The sequence below is a fragment of the Paenibacillus sp. FSL K6-1122 genome (genome assembly GCF_037977015.1).
GTDB classification, from domain to species: domain Bacteria; phylum Bacillota; class Bacilli; order Paenibacillales; family Paenibacillaceae; genus Paenibacillus; species Paenibacillus amylolyticus.
In genome coordinates, this window is the sequence record NZ_CP150272.1 from 2,666,773 (window position 1) to 2,688,252 (window position 21,480).

General features: G+C 35.3%; 41 protein-coding genes. 39 read left to right on the forward strand and 2 right to left on the reverse strand.

Features of this window, described 5'->3' with window-relative positions; genetic code table 11:
• The first annotated feature begins 98 nt into the window (after nt 1–98).
• A complete protein-coding gene (locus NSQ20_RS12145; protein WP_340032608.1) occupies nt 99–719 on the forward strand; it encodes an SLOG family protein in 621 nt (206 codons plus the stop codon).
• A 12-nt stretch (nt 720–731) separates the two neighbouring features.
• The gene (locus tag NSQ20_RS12150; RefSeq protein WP_340032609.1) at nt 732–1,016 is read left to right on the forward strand and encodes a hypothetical protein; all 285 of its coding nucleotides are present in this window, start codon (nt 732–734) and stop codon (nt 1,014–1,016) included.
• A 48-nt stretch (nt 1,017–1,064) separates the two neighbouring features.
• Here NSQ20_RS12150 and NSQ20_RS12155 read toward each other — a convergent pair whose 3' ends face one another.
• Nucleotides 1,065–1,568 carry a stalk domain-containing protein gene (locus NSQ20_RS12155; RefSeq protein WP_340032610.1) on the reverse strand — a complete coding sequence of 168 codons (504 nt, stop codon included), beginning with the start codon at nt 1,566–1,568 and terminating at the stop codon, nt 1,065–1,067.
• A 144-nt stretch (nt 1,569–1,712) separates the two neighbouring features.
• Here NSQ20_RS12155 and NSQ20_RS12160 point away from each other — a divergent pair, with 144 nt between their 5' ends.
• From NSQ20_RS12160 to NSQ20_RS12280, 25 genes are all read left to right on the forward strand, one after another.
• Entirely contained in the window at nt 1,713–2,969 is a 1,257-nt protein-coding gene (locus tag NSQ20_RS12160; RefSeq protein ID WP_340033021.1) for a DNA polymerase IV, read from the forward strand.
• Nucleotides 2,966–3,331 carry a YolD-like family protein gene (locus NSQ20_RS12165; RefSeq protein WP_340032611.1) on the forward strand — a complete coding sequence of 122 codons (366 nt, stop codon included), beginning with the start codon at nt 2,966–2,968 and terminating at the stop codon, nt 3,329–3,331. The genes NSQ20_RS12160 and NSQ20_RS12165 overlap by 4 nt, the downstream gene beginning before the upstream one ends.
• Nucleotides 3,315–3,680, forward strand: a complete 366-nt coding sequence (locus tag NSQ20_RS12170) for a hypothetical protein (protein ID WP_340032612.1) — start codon at nt 3,315–3,317, stop codon at nt 3,678–3,680. The genes NSQ20_RS12165 and NSQ20_RS12170 overlap by 17 nt, the downstream gene beginning before the upstream one ends.
• 127 nt (nt 3,681–3,807) lie before the next feature.
• The gene (locus tag NSQ20_RS12175) at nt 3,808–4,290 is read left to right on the forward strand and encodes a hypothetical protein (protein WP_340032613.1); all 483 of its coding nucleotides are present in this window, start codon (nt 3,808–3,810) and stop codon (nt 4,288–4,290) included.
• Between the two features lie 37 nt (nt 4,291–4,327).
• On the forward strand, nt 4,328–4,585 hold the full coding sequence (locus NSQ20_RS12180; protein WP_340032614.1) for a hypothetical protein: 258 nt from the start codon (nt 4,328–4,330) through the stop codon (nt 4,583–4,585).
• Between the two features lie 20 nt (nt 4,586–4,605).
• Nucleotides 4,606–4,887 (forward strand): hypothetical protein, encoded by a 282-nt coding sequence (locus NSQ20_RS12185; RefSeq protein WP_340032615.1) that lies wholly within the window; start codon nt 4,606–4,608, stop codon nt 4,885–4,887.
• 26 nt (nt 4,888–4,913) lie between these two features.
• The gene (locus NSQ20_RS12190) at nt 4,914–5,096 is read left to right on the forward strand and encodes a hypothetical protein (RefSeq protein WP_340032616.1); all 183 of its coding nucleotides are present in this window, start codon (nt 4,914–4,916) and stop codon (nt 5,094–5,096) included.
• A gap of 384 nt (nt 5,097–5,480) precedes the next feature.
• Nucleotides 5,481–6,188, forward strand: coding sequence for a metallophosphoesterase (locus NSQ20_RS12195; RefSeq protein ID WP_340032617.1), 708 nt, complete (start codon nt 5,481–5,483; stop codon nt 6,186–6,188).
• Nucleotides 6,189–6,398: 210 nt separating this feature from the next.
• Complete coding sequence (locus tag NSQ20_RS12200) at nt 6,399–6,569, forward strand: hypothetical protein (RefSeq protein ID WP_340032618.1); 171 nt, start codon at nt 6,399–6,401, stop codon at nt 6,567–6,569.
• 333 nt (nt 6,570–6,902) lie between these two features.
• Nucleotides 6,903–7,133, forward strand: a complete 231-nt coding sequence (locus NSQ20_RS12205) for a hypothetical protein (protein ID WP_340032619.1) — start codon at nt 6,903–6,905, stop codon at nt 7,131–7,133.
• A 39-nt stretch (nt 7,134–7,172) separates the two neighbouring features.
• Nucleotides 7,173–7,358: a hypothetical protein gene (locus tag NSQ20_RS12210; RefSeq protein ID WP_340032620.1), complete on the forward strand. Its 186-nt coding sequence runs from the start codon at nt 7,173–7,175 to the stop codon at nt 7,356–7,358.
• Nucleotides 7,359–7,377: 19 nt separating this feature from the next.
• The gene (locus NSQ20_RS12215) at nt 7,378–7,578 is read left to right on the forward strand and encodes a hypothetical protein (RefSeq protein WP_340032621.1); all 201 of its coding nucleotides are present in this window, start codon (nt 7,378–7,380) and stop codon (nt 7,576–7,578) included.
• A 35-nt stretch (nt 7,579–7,613) separates the two neighbouring features.
• Nucleotides 7,614–7,895: a hypothetical protein gene (locus tag NSQ20_RS12220; RefSeq protein WP_340032622.1), complete on the forward strand. Its 282-nt coding sequence runs from the start codon at nt 7,614–7,616 to the stop codon at nt 7,893–7,895.
• Nucleotides 7,896–7,919: 24 nt separating this feature from the next.
• Nucleotides 7,920–8,090 carry a hypothetical protein gene (locus tag NSQ20_RS12225; protein ID WP_340032623.1) on the forward strand — a complete coding sequence of 57 codons (171 nt, stop codon included), beginning with the start codon at nt 7,920–7,922 and terminating at the stop codon, nt 8,088–8,090.
• A 51-nt stretch (nt 8,091–8,141) separates the two neighbouring features.
• Nucleotides 8,142–8,417, forward strand: a complete 276-nt coding sequence (locus NSQ20_RS12230; protein WP_340032624.1) for a helix-turn-helix domain-containing protein — start codon at nt 8,142–8,144, stop codon at nt 8,415–8,417.
• 70 nt (nt 8,418–8,487) lie between these two features.
• On the forward strand, nt 8,488–9,690 hold the full coding sequence (locus NSQ20_RS12235) for a hypothetical protein (RefSeq protein WP_340032625.1): 1,203 nt from the start codon (nt 8,488–8,490) through the stop codon (nt 9,688–9,690).
• An 80-nt stretch (nt 9,691–9,770) separates the two neighbouring features.
• Nucleotides 9,771–9,992 (forward strand): DUF1653 domain-containing protein, encoded by a 222-nt coding sequence (locus NSQ20_RS12240; protein ID WP_340032626.1) that lies wholly within the window; start codon nt 9,771–9,773, stop codon nt 9,990–9,992.
• 114 nt (nt 9,993–10,106) lie between these two features.
• The gene (locus NSQ20_RS12245; protein ID WP_340032627.1) at nt 10,107–10,355 is read left to right on the forward strand and encodes a hypothetical protein; all 249 of its coding nucleotides are present in this window, start codon (nt 10,107–10,109) and stop codon (nt 10,353–10,355) included.
• A gap of 69 nt (nt 10,356–10,424) precedes the next feature.
• Nucleotides 10,425–10,940: a hypothetical protein gene (locus tag NSQ20_RS12250; RefSeq protein WP_340032628.1), complete on the forward strand. Its 516-nt coding sequence runs from the start codon at nt 10,425–10,427 to the stop codon at nt 10,938–10,940.
• Nucleotides 10,941–11,120: 180 nt separating this feature from the next.
• Nucleotides 11,121–12,455: a replication protein gene (locus NSQ20_RS12255; RefSeq protein WP_340032629.1), complete on the forward strand. Its 1,335-nt coding sequence runs from the start codon at nt 11,121–11,123 to the stop codon at nt 12,453–12,455.
• Nucleotides 12,456–12,488: 33 nt separating this feature from the next.
• On the forward strand, nt 12,489–13,562 hold the full coding sequence (locus NSQ20_RS12260; RefSeq protein ID WP_340032630.1) for a DNA primase: 1,074 nt from the start codon (nt 12,489–12,491) through the stop codon (nt 13,560–13,562).
• A 275-nt stretch (nt 13,563–13,837) separates the two neighbouring features.
• On the forward strand, nt 13,838–14,083 hold the full coding sequence (locus NSQ20_RS12265) for a hypothetical protein (RefSeq protein WP_340032631.1): 246 nt from the start codon (nt 13,838–13,840) through the stop codon (nt 14,081–14,083).
• A 61-nt stretch (nt 14,084–14,144) separates the two neighbouring features.
• Nucleotides 14,145–14,408, forward strand: a complete 264-nt coding sequence (locus tag NSQ20_RS12270; RefSeq protein WP_340032632.1) for a hypothetical protein — start codon at nt 14,145–14,147, stop codon at nt 14,406–14,408.
• Between the two features lie 21 nt (nt 14,409–14,429).
• The gene (locus NSQ20_RS12275; protein ID WP_340032633.1) at nt 14,430–14,603 is read left to right on the forward strand and encodes a hypothetical protein; all 174 of its coding nucleotides are present in this window, start codon (nt 14,430–14,432) and stop codon (nt 14,601–14,603) included.
• Nucleotides 14,604–14,631: 28 nt separating this feature from the next.
• Complete coding sequence (locus NSQ20_RS12280) at nt 14,632–14,784, forward strand: hypothetical protein (protein ID WP_340032634.1); 153 nt, start codon at nt 14,632–14,634, stop codon at nt 14,782–14,784.
• A gap of 70 nt (nt 14,785–14,854) precedes the next feature.
• Here NSQ20_RS12280 and NSQ20_RS12285 read toward each other — a convergent pair whose 3' ends face one another.
• On the reverse strand, nt 14,855–15,334 hold the full coding sequence (locus tag NSQ20_RS12285) for a hypothetical protein (RefSeq protein WP_340032635.1): 480 nt from the start codon (nt 15,332–15,334) through the stop codon (nt 14,855–14,857).
• 507 nt (nt 15,335–15,841) lie between these two features.
• Here NSQ20_RS12285 and NSQ20_RS12290 point away from each other — a divergent pair.
• The 12 genes from NSQ20_RS12290 to NSQ20_RS12345 all read left to right on the forward strand — a co-directional run bounded on the left by NSQ20_RS12290 (nt 15,842) and on the right by NSQ20_RS12345 (nt 21,468).
• The gene (locus NSQ20_RS12290; RefSeq protein ID WP_340032636.1) at nt 15,842–17,344 is read left to right on the forward strand and encodes a DHH family phosphoesterase; all 1,503 of its coding nucleotides are present in this window, start codon (nt 15,842–15,844) and stop codon (nt 17,342–17,344) included.
• 32 nt (nt 17,345–17,376) lie between these two features.
• Nucleotides 17,377–17,598: a hypothetical protein gene (locus NSQ20_RS12295; protein WP_340032637.1), complete on the forward strand. Its 222-nt coding sequence runs from the start codon at nt 17,377–17,379 to the stop codon at nt 17,596–17,598.
• 516 nt (nt 17,599–18,114) lie between these two features.
• Nucleotides 18,115–18,459 (forward strand): hypothetical protein, encoded by a 345-nt coding sequence (locus tag NSQ20_RS12300; protein ID WP_340032638.1) that lies wholly within the window; start codon nt 18,115–18,117, stop codon nt 18,457–18,459.
• A gap of 47 nt (nt 18,460–18,506) precedes the next feature.
• Complete coding sequence (locus NSQ20_RS12305) at nt 18,507–18,800, forward strand: hypothetical protein (RefSeq protein ID WP_340032639.1); 294 nt, start codon at nt 18,507–18,509, stop codon at nt 18,798–18,800.
• 38 nt (nt 18,801–18,838) lie between these two features.
• Complete coding sequence (locus NSQ20_RS12310) at nt 18,839–19,081, forward strand: hypothetical protein (RefSeq protein WP_339193822.1); 243 nt, start codon at nt 18,839–18,841, stop codon at nt 19,079–19,081.
• 58 nt (nt 19,082–19,139) lie between these two features.
• Nucleotides 19,140–19,340: a hypothetical protein gene (locus NSQ20_RS12315; RefSeq protein WP_340032640.1), complete on the forward strand. Its 201-nt coding sequence runs from the start codon at nt 19,140–19,142 to the stop codon at nt 19,338–19,340.
• A 266-nt stretch (nt 19,341–19,606) separates the two neighbouring features.
• Nucleotides 19,607–19,804, forward strand: a complete 198-nt coding sequence (locus NSQ20_RS12320; protein ID WP_339193819.1) for a hypothetical protein — start codon at nt 19,607–19,609, stop codon at nt 19,802–19,804.
• Between the two features lie 17 nt (nt 19,805–19,821).
• Nucleotides 19,822–19,977, forward strand: coding sequence for a hypothetical protein (locus NSQ20_RS12325; RefSeq protein ID WP_340032641.1), 156 nt, complete (start codon nt 19,822–19,824; stop codon nt 19,975–19,977).
• A gap of 14 nt (nt 19,978–19,991) precedes the next feature.
• Nucleotides 19,992–20,177: a hypothetical protein gene (locus NSQ20_RS12330; protein WP_340032642.1), complete on the forward strand. Its 186-nt coding sequence runs from the start codon at nt 19,992–19,994 to the stop codon at nt 20,175–20,177.
• A 23-nt stretch (nt 20,178–20,200) separates the two neighbouring features.
• Nucleotides 20,201–20,668 (forward strand): hypothetical protein, encoded by a 468-nt coding sequence (locus NSQ20_RS12335; protein ID WP_340032643.1) that lies wholly within the window; start codon nt 20,201–20,203, stop codon nt 20,666–20,668.
• A 49-nt stretch (nt 20,669–20,717) separates the two neighbouring features.
• Entirely contained in the window at nt 20,718–20,903 is a 186-nt protein-coding gene (locus NSQ20_RS12340; protein WP_340032644.1) for a hypothetical protein, read from the forward strand.
• A 271-nt stretch (nt 20,904–21,174) separates the two neighbouring features.
• On the forward strand, nt 21,175–21,468 hold the full coding sequence (locus NSQ20_RS12345; protein ID WP_340032645.1) for a hypothetical protein: 294 nt from the start codon (nt 21,175–21,177) through the stop codon (nt 21,466–21,468).
• Nucleotides 21,469–21,480 lie beyond the last annotated feature (12 nt).

Below are 21,480 nucleotides of genomic sequence, written 5' to 3' on the forward strand. Positions count from 1 at the left end.
TAGTAGTGGCAGTTCTGCGAAGATTCAATATTGCTTAAGAGGAGCTGAGGGAAATAGTTGATTTTGCATATCTAAATTCTCCAAAGGGCAAAGAAGAGATGAGTAGAAGACGTGAAGAGCGAAGAGAACAGGAGGAGCTTGAACGTAAGACGGTATCATTCACGGGTCACAGACCGTCTAAGTTAGGGAATTGTTACAGCCTAAAAGATGAAAAGTCTAAATACATAAGTGGCAAGTTGAAACCAGTTTTAGAAGAACTCATTAAGAGTGATGGTGTTGAACGGTTTATATCTGGTGGAGCAATAGGATTTGACCAGATTGCCTTTTGGACCATACAGGGATTAAAAAATACATCATATCCAAGTATCAAAAATGTTGTAGCTGTTCCTTTTAAGAACCAAGCAATTAAATGGACTGATCGTGAAACTCAACACTGGTATAAAAAGATGATTGAAGTAGCCGATGAGGTTGTTTATGTGGACGAGTTGCCAGAATATAAAGTCGAAGGTGTACCCATTGGTGATTATCATGTAGCAAAGATGCAGAAACGTAATGAGTATATGGTAGATCAGAGCAGGATTATCGTTTCAACTTGGGATGGGACAAAAGGCGGTACGGGCAATTGCTGTAGATATATTAGAAAAGTAGGTAAGACATTATACAATTTGAGGCCGCAATATGACTTTGAACTAGACATTACATATGGGTTTAACGGATAGAGGAGATAAAAAATGAAGAATAGAATTTGTGTTTTATTATTGGTAGTAGCAATGATAATGCTTACTGGTTGCGAAAAAGACAGAAAGATAGTTTTTAATCAGACATACATAGAAACAATCAGCACACAAAAGGGTGATATAATGATTTTTAAAAACTCAGATGGACATAAGTATGGTTGGATTCTAGATCCATCTGATTCATTTAATCCAGTTAAAAACGAAACCTATGATATTGAGGTTACACTAGAAACCATCACTACATATGGAGGTTTTATTAAAGGAATTACAGAGAAATAACTTGATGAAAGACAAGTTTTAATAAGAAAAGGGGTGGAGTAATCCACCCTATAGTTTTACCAGCTTATTCTCAGGTATATCATACTTGTAGACTACGCCATTAGTCAGTTCAACATAATAATATCCCCAAGTGACAATGTACTCAGGATGATTTTCATATACTCTAATTACAAAATACTTTCCATCTTCGCTATAACCCTCATCCATCATCCCAAGCTTGAATTTATCTACGTCCTTCTTAATTTTCGAATATACGTACTTGTAGGCATTGTCTTCATTTACAATATATTTCGGCTGCTTGCCGATATAAAGACTATCTCCTTTTAATGAAACCTTCTCACCGATCGCACTGCTCATGCTTCTTACTGGTACATATGTAGTGTTCTTGTACGTTATTGCATCAGTTGTGGACTTCTTATTTCCATCTACGTAAAGATTGACTTTCTGGATTACTGCTTTAATCGGTGTGGTAGTGGCTGCAAATGCTGTTGCTCCTGTAATTGTTGATCCGATCAGAATACCTATGACCAAACCCTTTAACTTGTCCTTCATCGTAATTCTCCTCTGTTATGTGAAATAGATTGCTTATTGTAGTATACAACTTAAATATCTATATGAACTACAAAAATTTCCTGTTGCATAAGGAACGTCTGTTCGGTGTATAATACTTATACAAACAAACGTTCTTATTTGATAATGGGAGTGATAATAGTGGCTAAGAAAGAGCGGACAATCATGTTAATCGACATGCAATCGTTTTATGCCAGTGTGGAAAAGGCTAAAATGCCACAGTATAAAAACAAACCATTGGCAGTTGCAGGAGATCCAGCAAGACGTTCAGGAATAATACTTGCTGCATGTCCTTTAGCTAAAGCGAAAGGCGTATCAACCGCTGAACCATTATGGCAGTCACTTCAAAAGTGTCCTGAGTTGATCATTGTAAGACCGCATATGCAAGAATATATAGAGGTTTCGACTCAAATTATGAGTATAATTGAGGAATTTACTGACTTAGTAGAGCCCTATAGCATAGATGAGCTATTCTGTGACGTGACTGGAACGTTGCACCTTTTTGGCAACGACCCGATTGATTTGGCAAGACAGATCCAAGATAAGATTTACAATGAAACGGGTGTATATGCGAGAGCTGGTATCTCAACCAACAAGGTGATGAGTAAACTTTGCTGTGATATGATCGCAAAGAAAATTGAAGGTGGTGTATTCTTTCTTAAAAAAGAAGAACTACATGAACATATAGGCGATAAGCCAATTCGTGATATGTGGGGCATTGGCTCAAGAATGGAAAAACACTTGTGGAAAATGGGGATTCGAACAATAAGACAGCTTGCGAATACACCCTTATCAAAATTGAGAAACAAATGGGGTGTTAATGGTGAGGTTATTTGGAGAGTGGCTAACGGACTAGATGATTCTCCGGTAACCATAAATACTCATAGTGTGCAAAAGGATATTGGTAATGGCATGACACTCCCTAGAGATTACACAGAGCAGTGGGAGATTGACGTTGTGATTCAAGATATTTGTACCGAAGTATGTAGACGTGCACGTAAAAAAGGATTAATGGGTAGTGTGGTTACTATGAGTTTATCTGGTGCGGACTTTGATCATCCAACTGGATTCAGCAGACAGGTTAAACTTCAAGATCCCACTAATATAACGGTAGATGTGTGTAAGATAGCTAAACAGATCTTTCGGCAACATTGGGATGGTCAACCCGTGAGACGAGTTGGGATATCATTATCCAATCTTTCCAATGCTGAGACATATCAACTGTCATTGTTCGATGATCAGGAACAGAAGAGAGCGGTGGACAAAGTAATGGATGACATCAAGGATCGCTTTGGTGATATTGCAATATTACGGGCAAGTTCAATTACATCCGCTGGTCAGGCCATAGACAGATCAAATAAAATTGGGGGACATTATAAATGAGTAAAAAATTGCAAGCAAATGGATTGTGGGAATCAAGTCGTATGATGTTGCCACAACATAAAGAAAGAATCATTGAACATCGATCACGAGACAATATAAGAACAAAGCCATCTTTACATGAAGATGAAATTGAAATTATGTCACTTAACTTGCGAATGTCATTGAGTTACACTATAGAGGCAGACATCGAAGTTTTTAATGAATTTGGGAATAGGACAGTTAAAGGTATAGTTGCCTCGGTCAGCAATTCTGGAAAGAGAATAAAGCTTGAGACAGATACGGGATATGAGTTCTTCAATTTTGATGACTTAGTTTCTGTAAGATTGAATGAAGGAGGAGATACATTTGAAACAGACACCTGAAGAGTTGTTGGCTGTCAAAAGATATGTTGAGTTGCCATATTTAATGAGTTCGATTGAGCATGACAAGAAGCAAATGGCTAATTCAGATATGAAATTGAAAACTGTTTATATTGATCACCTTGATAAGATACAAGCAATAGTTACTGCCGTGACCTACAAATTGAAAAACTACCTAAAAAATAAAGACATAAAAATCATCGATTTAACTAAGACCAGTGAAAGTCTAAAGATTGAGTACTCAATTAGAGGTTATACTCAGAAAATGGTTTTGTTGTGGAGTAAGGTCAAGGTGGACATAACACTTATCCTCAGCGAGTATATGAGAGTTGATATAACAGAGTTAAAGTGAAATATAATGATTGACTTAATTACAATAAAATAATACAATATGATTATAAAGTAAAGATTTAACTTGAAGGAGTATTGAGTTTATATAGAGAATAAATACTAATAACATTATTACTGGGGGAATTGTTGTGGGCACAAGGATATGGTATGAAGTTTCAATGACTAGTGCTTTTGAGGAAATACGATTTGTCAGAATGTATTATAATGCAACAAATAAAACAGCGGTCGCATATGTATCAAATGCAAATAATGAACTCCCAGAGAACCTTAAAACGAGAGTGGAGGAATTTCTTAGAAATCAAGGTTCTGCGCACTTGTTACACAAGGTCAAGCCATACTCTGAAATTGAGGCAGATCAAGTTTCTTTTCTTGCTGATCCTCCTTTGGAGATAAAAAGGCTTGCTTTGCTCGGTTCTTTAAACCAGTCAGGAATTAAAAAGTCTTTGAGTTTAGCATTTCCATTCTTAGATATGGAACTTACCAATTTTGAGAATGGAGTACTTAAAATTTGGATATCTAATCAGGACAGTCTGAGTCAAATGGAATGTCAAATTATAAGAGATTACTCGAATGAAATTGTACCACTAGGGGTTACAGTCGAATTTATCTAAATCTGTAAAATTAGTCTTTCATAAGGAGTGTTGTTAAATGGCGAACTACAGTATTAGTGAAATGACTCAGGGAATGACACAGGAGGAAGTTGATCTTGTCTATAAAGGTGTCGGCAGCTACAAAGGTTGGTCATGTGCAGAAGTTGGAGCGGGGCTCGTAGCGATGCATAAAGACCAAGAAGTAATTAAAGCATATAGAGGATGGGAAGTAGATAATTGGATTCCTGTGTGCTGGCAAGAGGTAAAGCAAAAGATTGATCAGTATGAAGATAGAAAAATTCACATGAAAGAGTAGTTTCATAAAGAGGTGATAAATTGAAAAAGAAAAAAACTATTATCAAAGAAGAATGGATTAAGGATTATGTTGAGAATAATGGCCCAGTTAACATTTTAGATGTTAAATTTGTGGATGCATACATAGATGAGTTCAATCCTAAACATGCAATCCAGCCATTCGGAGCAAATAAATGCAAGGAGCTTGGTAAGATGTTATCAACGCTTTATAATGACAACATCTTAAATAGAAGTAGGATTAGTATTCATGGACTTGGATATGACTACCCAAACTGGGTCTATGTATATGAGAAAAGACAATAAAACGAATCTTTCATAAGGAGAGCTATATGAATATTTTTGAAGCATTTATCATGATGAACTTAGGACACGTAGTAAAAACTAGTGATGGCACTTGGTATAAAAAAGAGGGCAATGTTCTAGTTGATTCCGAGAATAAGGGTAAAACATGGTACACCACAGAGGAGTTGATTTTTGATTCTTTGAGTGAACAGTGGGAGCTAGTTGAATGAAATGTGAGTTTGACTAAGAAAGGGGAAAAGAAAATGAATCACAATCTTGAACTGATTACAGAATTGAAAAATTCACTTCCATCCAAGAGGATGCTACAGGTTGTCAGTGCGGCTATTGTGGATGTTGGGGATACTACATTCATATTAAAAAATAGAGGCCCTGAGTATATTCTATGAAATATGCCGATTTTACATACTACAACGAAAATCATGGCTCTGATCTTCATTATAATTATGATGAGATTGCAAGAAAGAATGTTAGATTTGACTTGAGTTTATTTGGAGAAAGAGGGAAAAGAGCAGTAGACATCTGCCAAGATCATAAAAATTTTGAACAATATCTGTTTCAAGACTAAACGAAATATGACTTTCTTAGAGAAAGGAATGGGTAACATAAGCATCTATATTACTGGCGATATACACGGAACAATCAGTGTAAACAAGAGGCTCAATACAAAGAACTTCCCACAGCAGAAGCAACTTACTAAAAATGACTATGTGATCATTGCTGGTGACTTTGGGTTGATATGGGATGGAACTAAAGAAGATCAGTATTGGCTCAAATGGTTAGATAAGACTAAATCATTTACAAGTTTGTTCATCTGTGGGAACCACGAAAACTTCACCTTGCTTGAAGAGTATCCAGTGGAGATTTGGAATGGTGGTAAGGTACATAGAATTAACGATAGCGTAATTCATTTGATGCGTGGACAGGTATTTGAGATTGAAGGTAAGAAGTTCTTCACGTTTGGTGGAGCTGCATCACATGACAAAGAGTATCGTAAGGAAGGCAAGTCATGGTGGAGTCGTGAGATGCCATCACAAGAGGAATACGAAGAAGGCTTGAAGAACTTAGAGAAGTACGACTTTAAAGTTGACTACATACTGACACATACGTGTTCCACTACATCACTAGAGTATATTGAGCAGCGTTGTAATATACGAATGGATCGAGATGAAATGCATCCATACTTTTACGGCATTGAACAGAAGGTAGAGTATAAACAATGGTACTTTGGACATTTTCACCATGACTTTGAGTTACCAAATAATCAAAGATTGCTGTATACAGATATCATTAAGATAGATTAGGAGAAGATATGATGGATTTAAATTCTTTGAAAAAAGCACTAAAAGATCTGACTGATGATGAACGTATGGAGATATTCAGTGATTATTGTTTACACTGTGGTAGACATGATGTGAATGAGAATAACTCACCGTTCTTTAGAAGTTGTCAATGTTGGAATGACGAATAGAAGATAATCAAACAAATATTTTACCTAAAGGAGACATATGAATTTGAAAAAGGAAATTGTCGGATGGTTAGGTGGATATTATGATCAATTGTCCATTCATGATAACAAGAAGGATGCAGAAAGAGGTCATTATGGAGGCGAAACATTGGACAATTTAACAAGAGAATTTCAGGACAAAAAAGTTAAGATTGTAATCGAGATCATTGAAGAATAAGTGAAACGCACACTTTACGAAAAGAGTGATATAAAAAAATGATTTGGATTCAGATTCTTGTATTTCTAATTGCTCTGTTCTATCTACGCGGTATCCTTAGATTAGGAAGAGACACATTGTTTATAAAATCTGTAGTTGTTGTTCTACTAATAGTCGTATTTGTATTGCCTTTTATTTTCATTTACAATATCTCTCCATGGAAAGAGGGGCTAGCATTGTTATTGATATATTCTTTGTTTTATCTAACAATGATCATTTACCTTGCAAATATCAGGCCTAAAAATAATTAATCTTAATCAAATTTTCCTTTTACAGAGAAAATGGAGGAATTAAATGAGTAAAACATATGTAAAAATTTTTGAAGACATAGAGTACTATCGAATACTATATGCTGGAGCAGATAAGCAAATTGCTGAAAACACAATAATTTGCAATGTTGACCAGAATGATTATAGAGATAGCGATTACGCATCTCATACTCTTCAAATTTGGGAGAATGGGATGATTTTAGAGGAAATACATACTGACGTGGATGGAAAAGAAATTGAGGACGAACAAGACTAAATCAAATCTTTCTTTCACATAGAATAGGGGAGAATATAAATGAGTTTGAATGAAAAACAAGCAGATGTGTTAGAAATATTAACGGGAACACATAACCTTGAGTACGATTTCGCAAAAGAAATTGCAATTGAAACTTATGGAGACATGGATGCAGCAATTGGAGCTCTCACGTTGTATAAATTGGGATGGTCTGAAGAAGAGGTAATTAGGTCACTACGCAAATAATTGAAATGAAGGTGAAGAGATGGGAAGCAAAGTGATAGTTAGAGATGCGTCTATCTGGAAAGAAGCGGTAGGAAAAAGTGGTAAAATTAAAGGGAACCCAATTCGCTTGTCCAACGGGGAGGAACTATTTCTTGTATCATTTGATGACAGAGAAACCGATGAATTGAGTAAATCTTACGGGGGATTTACCTTTAAGAAAGACGACTTAGAGTTTAAATAAAAGTTTACTTTCACAGGAAAGGAGGAATTTAGATAATGGGTTGGAGCATTGATTTGGTATCAGACAAAAAGATATCAGTAGAACAGGCTGATATATTGGTTAGCAATTTACCTGCGAAATTTTCGTTTCCATTAGGCAACACTAAGCAACCATGGGGATGGGTAACAATGGTCGATATAACACTTAAAGATGATAATGTCATGTGGTTAAGTGGATCATATGGCATGTCAGGTAAAATTGCAGAAGAATTTGCAATACATATAAAAAATGAACTGAAGAGTTTGGGTCACGTAATGACAGTGGTTTATAGGTGGTAGACCAGTAGAAAGGAGGGAAAGTTTTTGTCAGACGAAAGAGAGTTGTACAAGCAAGCGATGGGACGAATTGATGAGCTGATTGAAGAGGTTTTTCAAATTTGTGATGATGTGGCAGATACAAACCATTACGAAAAAGACTGGGTATTGGATCGATTTAGAGAGAAATTTAATAAAGCTAGACGAGAGTCAACCTAAGCTGAGAGAAGTACATAAAAGGTTGATATCAAATAGAAATGAGGATGAAGAATGAAAGTTAACAATCACAAAGGATGGGCTGAGATTAAAAAGTCACTCAATTATGCTTCAGAAGTTAGAAAAAAGATGATCTCACTGTCTGCTAAACTAACCGTAGCTATACTAAGAAAGCAGGAAGAGGAGGGAATCAGTAATGCAGATCTCGCTCTGAAAGCTCAAGTTGGTGGAAAAAGCATTGTTGATTTAACTGAGGACGATGGTGTTCCAAGCATCGAAGTGTTGATTAAGTTAGCGTTGGCACTGGATATGGAGTTTGAAATCAATTAATAATAATAAAATAATACTTGAACAATAAATATACATATGATAATATAAATCTAAAGGAGGAATTAAATAAATGGAATATATTTTTGAGAAGAATAAATTGTACAATTACTTGGGAACAAGCTTGGTGAACACTCTGAAGGAACATAAAGCATACATAGCAGGAGGAACAATCACCAGTCTGTTTAGTAACAATCCGGTTAATGACATTGATCTGTATTTTAGAGATGAAGAGTCTTTAGCGGAATTGATTGAGGAAATCTATGATGACAGTAACGATTGGGTGAATGCTCTAACATCTAAGGCATTGCTAGTCAGAGTCGATGACAAGGAAATTCAAATGATCCACTTTAAGTATTTCGAGAAAGCCGAAGATATCTTTGAAACATTCGATTATACGGTATGTATGGGAGCATTTGATTTTGAAACAGAACAGTTTGTATTGCATGAAGACTTTTTGAAGCATAACGCACAACGGATTTTGAAGTTTAACAAGAACACTGATTTCCCAATTGTTTCACTACTCAGAGTTCAGAAGTATAAAGATAAAGGATATAACATTTCTAAGCCTGAGTTTCTGCGAATTGCTCTGAGTTGCATGGAGTTAAACATCACAAATACAGACGAATTGAAACAGCATCTTGGTGGAATGTACGGCATCAACTATGACAAGTTGGTTGAGCTTGAGGATGGAGAGACATTTAGTCTTAGTAAGATCATTGATAAGATTGCAAATATTGCATTGAGTGAAGACTACTTTGAGAAGCCTAAAGAAATAAAATATGACAATGTAGAAGATATTTTGGACGTAATCGTGAAAGAGCCAGTTAGAATTGTGAAAATTAAAGATAATACATATCGAATTACTAAGAAAAACGTACTAAGAGAAATCAATGAAGACCCCAAAAATAAAATTGAGATTGACGCAAAACAATACATAGATTCACAAAAGTACTACAAATTTGTTGAAAAACGTGATGATAAATACTTTAGCCACCACGATAGTAAATTTGAGTATATGTTTGGAACACTGGTGAAACCTAAAAACGAACATATCTACTTTAATGAAAAAGAAGAAATTAAAGAATCACATTACTATAATAAAGGCGTTCTGCTTGAAGTGGTCATTCCATATGAAAATTTCACAAAAAAAGAAGGAGACAAAGTTTTATCCAGTGGGTGCTATGTTGTGCGTGAAGTACTAAAAGAGGAATGGAAAGAGTGGATGAACGAAGTAGCTAAAGATGGGGTTGCAAATGGCCTTCCTTTTATGTAAAAGTACAGTTTCATCAAAATATTGAACTAGTAATGTGGAGATATCGAGAGCATATGTGAGCTTAAGGGAGGTGTTTTAAAGTGACTTATGATGTAGCCAAAGGTCAGAAGTTTAAACATTACAAAGGTGGAATTTATCAGTTTGTGTGTTTTGCTACACACACTGAACAGCAAGAAGGCTTGGCAGTTTACATGGACGATAACAATCAAGTATGGGCCAGACCAGTGGATATGTTTTTTGGGTACACAGATGATGGAACAAAGCGATTTGTAGAAATTTATGAATGGGAAGATAACGAATAAACGAAGATTGGATTGATTGTAAGTGGAAGTAGAATTTAAAACAGTTGACGATATATTGAACCATTACAAAAGCAAAGAAAATGATGAGAAGAAAGCGAATGAGGAGGGAAGCACTTGAAGGAAATTACAGACATTCAACAGGCCATAGCCATTATTCATGAAGTCGGAGAGAAGCATCAAGCATATGTAATTGATATGCTTAGGAGTTTAACTTGGGACACCAAAGAGTTGAAATATGAAAGAGACGCACAAAAAGTAATTGACAATATGGAATTGGAATATGCGTTGAATGTTGCAAATGTTCTGTGGTCAGAAAAATACGATCAAATTCCCGAATATGTAAAAAATTATTCTCAGGATTGAAAGGAGGCGATCAATCTGGCTAGACCAGTTAAGTGTCCAATCTGTACACAATATGGACAGAAGGAAGACATGAAATATGAAGAAGATAAACGATACTATCATTTAGAGTATTGTCATGGTAAGTATTTAAAGTTGAAGGCAGAGACAGTAAAAGAGAATCAAGAGTGGGATAATCTATACCAATACATAATTAAGTTGCACGATATTTTATTGTTACCAAAAGGAAATATCACACGTCTCAAGGATCTAAGGGCTGGTTATGAGACTAAGAATGGTAAACGTGAGCGTAAATGGAGAACGGGGCCTGATTTTGGACTGATGCTGGATGCATATGTTTTGGCTGAAGACAGCATTAAATGGAATCTTACAAATACTCTGGATGGGTCAAATGATGTTAGAGCAATAAATTACTGTATAAGCATAATGATTGGTAAATTAAATGAGGCATTTGCAAGACGTAAAAATCGGATTGAACAAATAAAGATAATTAAAAAGACAACTAATCAGGATAAAGGGATAATTAGTAGCTCAATTAATAATAAAATAATAAAAAAAGATGATATGGATATTAGTGATTTTCTTTAGGGGGTGTGTGCTATAAACTATTTATTAGAATTTTGTGAGCCGTCAAGAATTCATGAGTCTATTTTTGTTGGATATTTGTGGAGCAATCCATCTCTATATGAAAAGTATAAAAACCATGAGATAACAAAAGATACATTTACAGAACCAGTATGGTGGTTCTACTTTTACATAGGAAGAGAAATGAGTATAAATAGCATCAAAACCTTTGATGATACAACAACATATTCATTTTTATCATCACGTCCTGTAGAAGTGGGCAGGAAGTCATACTTCGAATACTACAATGAATACGGCGGCTACTCCACAATTGAAGAGATTGTTGAGGAATGTGAGAAGGATAAAGGTAACGATGAATATCATTTTTCGGAAATTCAAAAGTATGAAAGCCTAAGAAAATTTCAAAAAGAGGGATTAATTAATACTGGCGATCTCAACCTTGTAAAAAAATTAACAAAGATGAATCTAAAGCAGCTCCAATCTTTCTTCCAATACAAAACTAGCCTTATCTTTTCACATATTAATTGTGGAGAGGTGGTTGAATACAACTTAAGCGACGATCTCGACCAAGCCATTGATAAAATGAATCAGGGCGAGGCAATGGGGCTTCCATTGCACGATTCCCCGAGACTTAGTAAGAAGATAAAGGGATGGAGAAAAGGTGAACTTATTTATTTGGTTCTTAGTTCAGGTGTGGGGAAAAGCTCTATAGCTATGGAGAAATTTGTTTTGTCTCTATATGAAAATGATCAAAAAGGCATGATGTTTACCAACGAAGAGAACGTTTGGAAATCTAGAAATCTTCTAATGGCTACGGTTTCTTCTAAAAAGCTAAACAAACCAATTAACCGAGAGAAACTTTCAGAGGGGAAATTTGATGAGGCAACTCTTGAGAAGCTTTACAATGCGAGAGATTGGATTCAACAATATCCAAGAGATTTAGTTAAATTTTATGATCTGAAAAAATATCGAGTCGAAGATGTGTTAAGCCGTATCCAAATGATGAAACCGCTCAACTATTCATATGGTCTTTTAGATACATTTAAACCAGATAATTCCGCGAATGAATCGGCTAGATGGGAAGCTTTTAGCAATGCTGCTCAGGCAATCTTTGACTGTATAAAGCCAGAAGCAAACAATTTGGGGATGTTGGCAACTGTTCAACTGAAGATAGGTAAAGAGTATAGATTCCTAGATCTCAGTGCGATTGGCAAGTCGCTTGAAATAGTAGAGGTTGCTTCGGTAGTTCTTATGGGTCGTCTTCTATACAATGACGAGATGCCCGGAAAAAAGGAAGAAATATTTGCTTACAACTGGGAAAAAAGTGATTTTGATGGTAAGTGGCACAAAAAAGAATACACACTTGATCCAGAAAAAACCTATCTTATTGTATTCATTGCCAAAAATCGTGCTGGGGAGACATCAGAACAAATCATTTATGAGGTAAACTACGGAATTAACAGCTTTAAAGAAGTTGCCTATTCTCAGATGGGTAAAAAATCAAACTCAGCGTTCTAATTGAGTTCTTGTTGATTGAAGGTGGAATAATGAGTGAGTGAAGATTTGAAGTTAATCAAACAGAAAATACTTGAGGAAGACAGAGTTGGAGAATTGCTTGAATTAATGGGATGTGAACATGTTAATCCCAAGAAAAATAGATATGAAGCACAATTGCCCCACAAATTTGAGTCCCCAAATAAAAGGTCTGTACAGGTTTACCTTAATGAATCTTTATCTAGCAGAATTAGGTCGCTTGGAGAATCAGATATCGATATTTACGGATTAGTATCATACATAGTTTTCGATCATTATACATTAGAAGAACAAAAGAAAAGTTTATCAAAGGCTAAAAGATGGATATGTGATAAGTTAAATTATAAGCAGTTTTTATCAGGATCTTATTCTCCTAGTCCATCATTAGATCATTTGAGTTGGCTAAAAAATGTAAAAAGAGGACGTAAGAAGAGTCGGCTGAGAGATGATTTGGAAAACGATATCTATGACGATGAATACATGAATCAATTTGTCATGTTGCCACATAAAAAATACTACGATGAAGGAGTTGATTACAAAACACAGATTGAGTTTGGCATAGGATACGACATAAGAAGTCAAAGAATTGTATTTCCAATACACAACCGTTTCGGGGATATTATCTCTGTCAAAGGCAGAACAATTTATGAGGATTATGAGGATAGGGATATCTATAAATTTATGTATCTCATCAACTTTAACAAGATGATAGAGTGGTACAATTGGCATCGGGCTATGTACTATATTCTTGAGGAAAAAGAAGTTATTATATTTGAAGCTGAAAAGACATGTTGGTTAAGTAGCCAGTTTGGCTATAGAAATTGTCTTGCAATTAGCGGTGACGACATTAGTGAGTATCAGGTAAAGATGATCAAGGAGTTAGGGTTAGACATCAACATAGTAATTGCTATGGATAAGGATAAGTCCGTAGAAGCAATAAAAAAACAAGCTGCTAAGTTCGGTAAAACACGGAATGTGTATGCGTTATTTGACAATAAAGACATGTATAAAGATAGGGACAGCCCTTGTGACCTTGGAATGGATACATTTAAACAATTGTACGAAGAATCTAAATTTAAAATTTCTGTATGAGAGAGGTGTTAAATGTTTACGGTAAAGCAACTTGAACAACTTAGCTTTCTATCTTGGTGGGATCTGGAGTGTCCACCCCTAAAGTTTTTAGTGAGTGATTGGAAAGAGGTCAATGGATTGAATGATGAGACTATTGAATCGATGATGGATATTTTGACTGATGTATAAGCGGATAAAATATAGTTTTCATAAGAATTAATTATGATAAAATAATACTAGACAAACAGTGAATTGTATAATACAATACGAAGTATCAGATCGAAAGGGATGGTCGAATGTATGTTGAGATAGCCGATTCTGATTTAATACCAACACTCAATGAGGAGGAAGCCACCCATGTCAAAATTGTAGACAAACTAAGGAACCTGCCAGTCTCTGTTGGGGGAATGTACGAGTTGAGAATTAAGAAATACGATGATTGTGCCGCAATTGATGAGGAAACATACATAGTAGACGATAGAGGACAGGAAAACCATTCATTTTGGATCTGTTGCAAGAAGGAATTTTACAAAATCAAATAATGATAAAATAATAAATTCATTATAAATGTTGGATTTCATTAAAACTACGGAGGTATTAAAAATGAATAAGCAAGCAAAATTCGGAACTTACACTGCCCACCAACCAAACTATGAAGCGTTCAGAGAGAGCGGAAAACTTGATGATTATGCATATCAGTCACTGGTTCACATGCAGAACGCCTCTCATCAGCTTTCTTGGGCATTGACTGTCTTAGATCATGCCAATATTCCCGTGGAACTGCTTGAAGAGGTACGGTTGGCTGTAATCAAAACATCTGGTACATTTGGGGACTTGCAAGAAAAGTTGCGATCTTATAAAAAATAATACTAAGGGAGAGACACAACAATGAAAACTTGTGACCACATTAATTGCGACAAGCAAGCAATGTATGCGGGACATATCTATGGACGTGTAAGTGGTTCTGATGACAAAGATGGTTTCATTCCTGTAAATGCCTGTGATACTCATAGCGAAGATGATGGATTTTATCCTGACAAACCTTTGAGTGAAACTGAATAACAACACAGCACTAAGGAGGCGATTATAATTGGATATTGAAAAATTTACTGAATTGCTCGATGAGAAGATATTTGAGATAGCGAAAGAGTTGCGTGATGAGCATGGATTAACAAATTTGATCATTAATCAGGATTCAACTTACTCTACTGGTCAAATCACAATCAATTTGACCGAGAAGTAAAAATCTAAGTAAAATTTGAATTTCATAAAGAGAGGCACCCCACATACTGGAGTGCCATAGGAATATGAGATTAACAAACACAAAAATGAATTAGCTCATTAATCCAAGAACTCGCATAGTACGTATTGGTTGATGCAATATATGTCCAACCATTTACATAGTACGATAATAACCCATCTGACCTTACATATGAAATTACTTGGGATATATAAAAAGCAATGGGTTGTAGTGGAAGCGACGGAGCTCCAGGGCCACTCGACCCACCAACCAGCATTAATGACCATTTAGCCGGGCCCCCTGGTATATTGGAACATCCAATTAAAATTGATGGATTAACGCTTCTATTCTGAGAATAAAGTGGGGGTGGCGTTGGCGGTGGTGGTCCATCTGGAATATCATCAATATTAGAAGGGGGATTATCAACGTAATACTGCAATTGATTTTGAGATAAAGTTTCTAAATACTTTAGTTTTCCAAGAATCTTTGGATTTGGTGGACTTTGTGGAGTAGCTAAATATACGATTGGATTTACATATGGAACATAGGTCATAACGTCGTACCTCCCATAACTGATATGTATAATTTATATAAAAACTAATGTAAATATATGCAAGTACAAATAATTAAATCAAATAAAAAAACGAATGCTAATATTTGTAGTTTAAATGAAACTGCTCTTTCATCAAGAATTACAGCTCAAAAAAGCCAGTAAACACAAGGGTTTTGAGACTGCTGCTTAACTAATTTCTGAGGAGTGATTGATTTGAGAAAAGTAAACATCAAAATCATCAACAAACAGACAGGATTGGTAGACAAGTGGTTAACGAGTAGTTGGATGAATAATAGTGAGAATATTGCATTGCCTAAAAAATTCAAAATAGTAATTCAATAAAATGTTGAAAGGTGTGAATTTGCCATAGCGTGGAAACAAAAACAACCTAAAATTCCGTTTGAGCCATACGACAATACATATTCAAAGTTAGCAAAGATTAACGGGATTGAGAATATTGATGAGTTCCTTAATCCACTCTCTAATGTAGTACACAGTCCATATCTATTGAAGAACATCGATAAATTAGTTGAACGGATTATAAGAGCCATCAAAGATAATGAGAAGATTGTAATTTATGCAGATGTCGATTATGACGGGATTTCTTCGACTGTAATACTATATAAAATATTATTGAGGTTCACTGACAATGTTCAGATCAAATATGTTGAACGTAGCCAAGGACACGGCTCAAAATTTATCATCGACCAAATTGAAGATGATACAGACTTATACATAGCAGTAGATAGCAGTAGTAATGATGTAGAGCCATTAAAAGTGCTCACTGAAAAAGGTATTGATTGTCTAGTTATTGATCATCACTCAGTTGATGTTGAAAATCCATACTGCGTTCTAGTGAACCCGCAGCAAATCGATTGCAAATACCCTAATAAGAATGCTTCGGGTGGATTGTTGGTATATAAAGTATGTCAAGTAATAGATGACTATATGGACACACGACATGCGCTTGAACTGAGTGATTTACCCGGGTTCGCTTTAATGGCAGACGTTATGTGCATGAAGGAAATGGAGAATAGATATTTTGCAAAAGTGTCACTGAAAGGCTTGCGACATGAAGGTTTGAAGCTATTGTTCGAAGCAATGAATGCAGATTTAAAAAATCTTACTTCAACAGACTTTTTGTACGGTGCAAGTCCAGCAGTTACAGCAGCAACAAGAGCAGATAATATCAAATTAGCAATCGATTTCTTGATGTGTGATAAGGCAACCCCAGAGACAAAGGGATATGTGAAGGAATTAATCAAACTTAATGAGAATCGCAAAGTTGTTCAAGCTGAAGCTCTTGAGAGACATAAAGACAGCATTAAAGATGAAGATAAAGTAGTCATTGTATATGATCCATCTATCGGCAAGGAGCTAAACGGATTGGTGGCGCAAGAACTATCTAAGAAATTCAATAGATCAGCAATCGTATTGGGCGATGGAGACGATGAAAATACATACGCAGGTAGCTTTCGTGGATTAGAAGAGTTTTCAATGCTGGATTTACTGGGTCAATGTGAGAATGTTAATCATACTGGAGGACATGACGGTGCTGGAGGATTAAATCTAAACAAAGAGGATCTACAAGAATTAAAAGATGAATTGAATAATCACCTAAAAGACTTTGTGCCCGATGACACCCTATATTATGACTTAGAATTTAGTGCCAACAATGTCAATGAAGACTTAATCAACTATCTAACTGAGTTTTATCGCTACTCAGGAAACAACTTTAAACCGGGAACATTTCTAATCAAGGATTTATTCATCTCAGATAAGAAGTTGATGGGCAAGACAAACAATACAGTGAAAATTGATTGTGGAAACTTGCAATTGATGAAGTTTAAGACAGATGAAGAATATTACGAGAAAGTACCAGTGTTCACAGAAGTTGAAGCTGTAGGATCGCTTAATATGAATGTTTGGACTCAATATAGACCCAAGAAGAAAGTCATCAAAACATGTCAATTGTTCATTGAAGATTATAGAGAAGTAATTAAACAATAAAATAATACATATACGAATGGAGAAATATACATATGAAATTTTACGGGATTGCAACTAACAACAATAATCAAAGCGTGGTAATCGATAATCTTCCTATAGACTATCTTGGTGCAGTTAATGCAGCTAAACAACAAGCAGCTAAAAAAGGCTTCACGTTCCAATATGTTAAGCCAGCAGAAAATGGTCGAAAGGAAGGATCTGTGTTGACTAAATTCAAGAAGCAACGTACTCAACGCAAATCTAATAAGCGGTAATACATATGAGTAACCAAAAAGTAAGAATCAAAATCTCGGAACACGCGAGAGTACGATGTGAGCAAAGTAATGTTGGAGTGGGATATCTCATTAAGATGATATCCTCTATTCCAAATGTTCAAGGTAAGTTAAGGTGGATGACTGAAAAGGGTGTAATTGTGATTGAACGTGTAAATGAAGGATTGATTCTAGTTCGTACATTCATTGCTAGATTTAAGTACAAGGGTAAGAGATATCGTAAAGGATGTACAACTTTTTAATACATAGATAGGTGATCAAATGGATAATGAAGCACAAGAATTTATTTTTGGCAGAGTCGTATTTAGTAGGCCAGCAGTTTATGAGAGACCTGATTTTGTTGTCAGATATATAGAGAGACATAAAGAATTTGATAGAATGAACGAGTTTTATGATCTGAAGGATAGATTAATGAAAAGACGGATCAGAACAATTAACTTGTAGAATAAATGTCTTTATAAATGAACTGTATCATCAAGATATACGAGGAGAGTGTTTATGAAATCGATTGATAAACAAAAAGAAAATCTTAAACATTTGATGATGCTAATCGACAACAATCCAGAATTAACAATTTACCCTATGGTCGACTCCGAAATAGTTGCTGATGATGGTTTCAGTTGGTGGCTTGCAGGTTGGGGAAGTGCATCGATTGAAGAAGTTTGGAGTAATGATGAAAAGATCTACATTCGTTCAGAAGATGAAGAGCAACTCGTTGAAGAATTGTGGGAAAGTATGGAGCCCAATGGGCTGTCCGATGATCAGCTCTATGATCTGGCAAAAGAACAAGTCAACCAATATGAATGGGAAACTGTAGTTACTGTAAAGATTGGCAAACTGTAAGACTAAGTAAAATACAAGATTTATTAAAAGATTAAAGGAGAATGTAAATGTATTATTTGCGCAAAGAGCCAGAAGAAAGGGTTGTCCCTGAGATTGTTAAAACTGATGACACGGTTATTCCTGAGAGAAAGTTTATGAGTGATGATAGAGCTATCTATAAACACCATGATTTTTCACGCTTTTATCGAGGCACATTTAAAGGGATAGCTGAAAAATATCAAGGCATGAAGGTATACCAGTGCAAGACTCTCAAAAGAATCGTTGAATTGCGAGAAAGCATGTATCAATACTGTGGTGAGTATTTTGATATTTACGATGAGAACGGTAAGGTTGCAATTTAAGTTTGTGTAAAACGCTTCAATAAAAAAGGAGATCTGAAATGGCATCGATAGATTTTTCTAAATTAAATATAAAGTTAAGTAGTCGTGAGCTTGCAGATGAAATGGTCAAATTTTTAACCAGCAAATTAGGACTTGAACATAGTCAACTTACTCTTGGTCATCTCGATATCTACGAAGGTTCAGTCTGGAAGAAAAAGTCTAACTCGTTGGCGCTGCTTATCACAGATGATCTTGAAATGGTATCTTTATTTAAAGCTGCCAAGCAGATAGAAAGTTTATAAAAACAAGTTTGATTTGAAAGCGAGGCGATGGATCATTTTTCTCAGGAAGAAAAAACTCTTGAAGCAAATTGAGCAGATGCTTGAAGACTGCGAGTTTCATAAAGAGAAGGTGTACAAGCTTGACACCAATGAACATAAGCAAAAAAGAGAAGTCTTTCTAGCTAAACAAGCAGAATTGATGGATCTTCAATATTGGATTAATCATGGTGAGAGTATTAGACCACTGTATGACAGAAAGCGTCACTTTGGATTGAGATAAGCAGTTAATAATTATAAGTAAAATAGTGGCTTTATTGAGATTTGGAGGCGAGAAAAATTAAAGCAGCTTTATTGATTTTAAAGTTTATATTTCTATGGTTAGTAATTGGATTCATTTACTATTATCTAGCTCAGTTTATATTTTTACTAAAGCCTTACACAGAAATCGGGAAGATAATAGGAGTAATTATCACTCAGTTGATGGCTCCAGCAAGTGCATTAATGGTGTTGCATATTCCATTTGTTAAATCTAAGGGAGGTAAGTAAATGTATCCTGAGTTGAGCTACCTAGATATTACAAACAAACTTGAAGTTCTACGAACAAAGCAGCGGAAAATTAATATTGAGATTGCCAATCTAGAAGAAATGAAGAGCCGTAAACTGTCTGATGAGTTTATTAACTGGAGTTTGTATCAAAGCAAAAAGAAAGATTTTTACGATCCTTATCCAACTGTTCGTTTCTAGAAAGGAGGCATACATATATGGATGAATTAATCGAAAAGATCTTCGAAGAGATTGAGATTTCACTTAACTATTACAAAGAATCAGATCCAGTGGCATACGAAGGTAAAATTCTTGGGCTACAAGAAGCATTGGATATTATTCACGATAAATACGAAATTAGCAAACATACATAGAGGAGAAATGAGAAATGTTGATTATCGATTTGGAGAACGAAGAGAAGACATTTACTGAAGTAGACGAAGCTGTAGAATTCTGTGAGAAAGAGTTTGGTTATAAGGGTTCTATGTGGGATGCCGTTAAACGAAAATGCAATCTAAATCAACTTTGTGAGTTGCTTTGTGCAGATGAGATTTGTGCTTGGATTCATCCATAAAACAATAGGAGCGATTTAACTACATGATGATTTTTCTGTCAATTTTATTCTTTGCTTTAAATTTGTACACTGTCTTTAAGGGTTCTGTATTTTCAGAGACAGGTAAGAAACTGAAGTTATTAGAGATTTCAGAGACAGAAGGTAGACGAACAGGCAATGACTATAAAAGCAAGCTACTTGATGGATTTATGAAGGATGGTTGTTTACCGCTAATGATTGCATTAGCACTGACTGCCACAGAAGTAATTTATTTGATTGCTGCTATTAGATTTGATCCAATTAAGTTTCCAACACTACTTGCAATTTTACTTTTTATATTTATGTGGATTCATTCTTCATTAAAGAAAAAAGCTAAAGATATGAATGATTCAGAGCTTACCGCCGAAAAGATGAAAGTGCTAAATAGTAAAAATGTGACACTTAGCAGTACACTAATTGCAACATTCTGGACTACATATTTTGGGTATATGATCTACAATTTAGTATTCTAAGTGAAAGATATATTTCAACACCAATTCAACAATCAAAGGAGAGATTTAGATGTTAATTATTCAACTAGAAGACGAAGATAAGGAATTTGATAATTTTAAATCTGCGATTTCCTTCTGTGAAGACGAGTTCGGATTCGAAGGTCAGGCTTGGGACGAGGTAGTCAACTCACTATCAATGAGTGAATTATATTACTTTCTAGAAGACGATGGTGTATGGGTAATTCACAAGCCATAGGTTTTAATAAATGTGAGATTTGATCAAGAAAGGATTGGATGAAAATGAAGAATGAATGTGGTTGTGGATATCCCGCTCAGATGATGTACCGTGATATGCCAACAGTTCATTATATGGATTCATATGATAGTTATTATTGTGAGCAATGTGATGCATGGGTGTCTGATGAGTGTAAGTGTCCCGCCGAAAGGTGCGAGTTTAGGGGAAGACCAAAAAATCCAAGCGATGTATTTCAGTGAAAGGATAATTTCAGAGGAAAGGAAGCGAATAAGTGAGTATAAAGGAAGCAATGAAATACATAGAAGACAATAAGGATGATTATTTACAACAAAAACTAAGTGAGGAGAAGAATATGCTTATGGGAGTGCAAATTTTCAGTCAGATTGTTTGTCTAAAGGACTGGTTTTCGCCTTTGGATAGAAGTTCAATTGTTCATCGAAAAGGTGAAATCTACAAATTACACAATTCTCCAGCGACTAAATATGGCTTTTATGCTTCAGATTGTGACGAGAATGAGATGAAAGTAATCGTTCAGATTGGAGATTTAGACTATAAGTTTCTGTGAAAGGCGTAATTC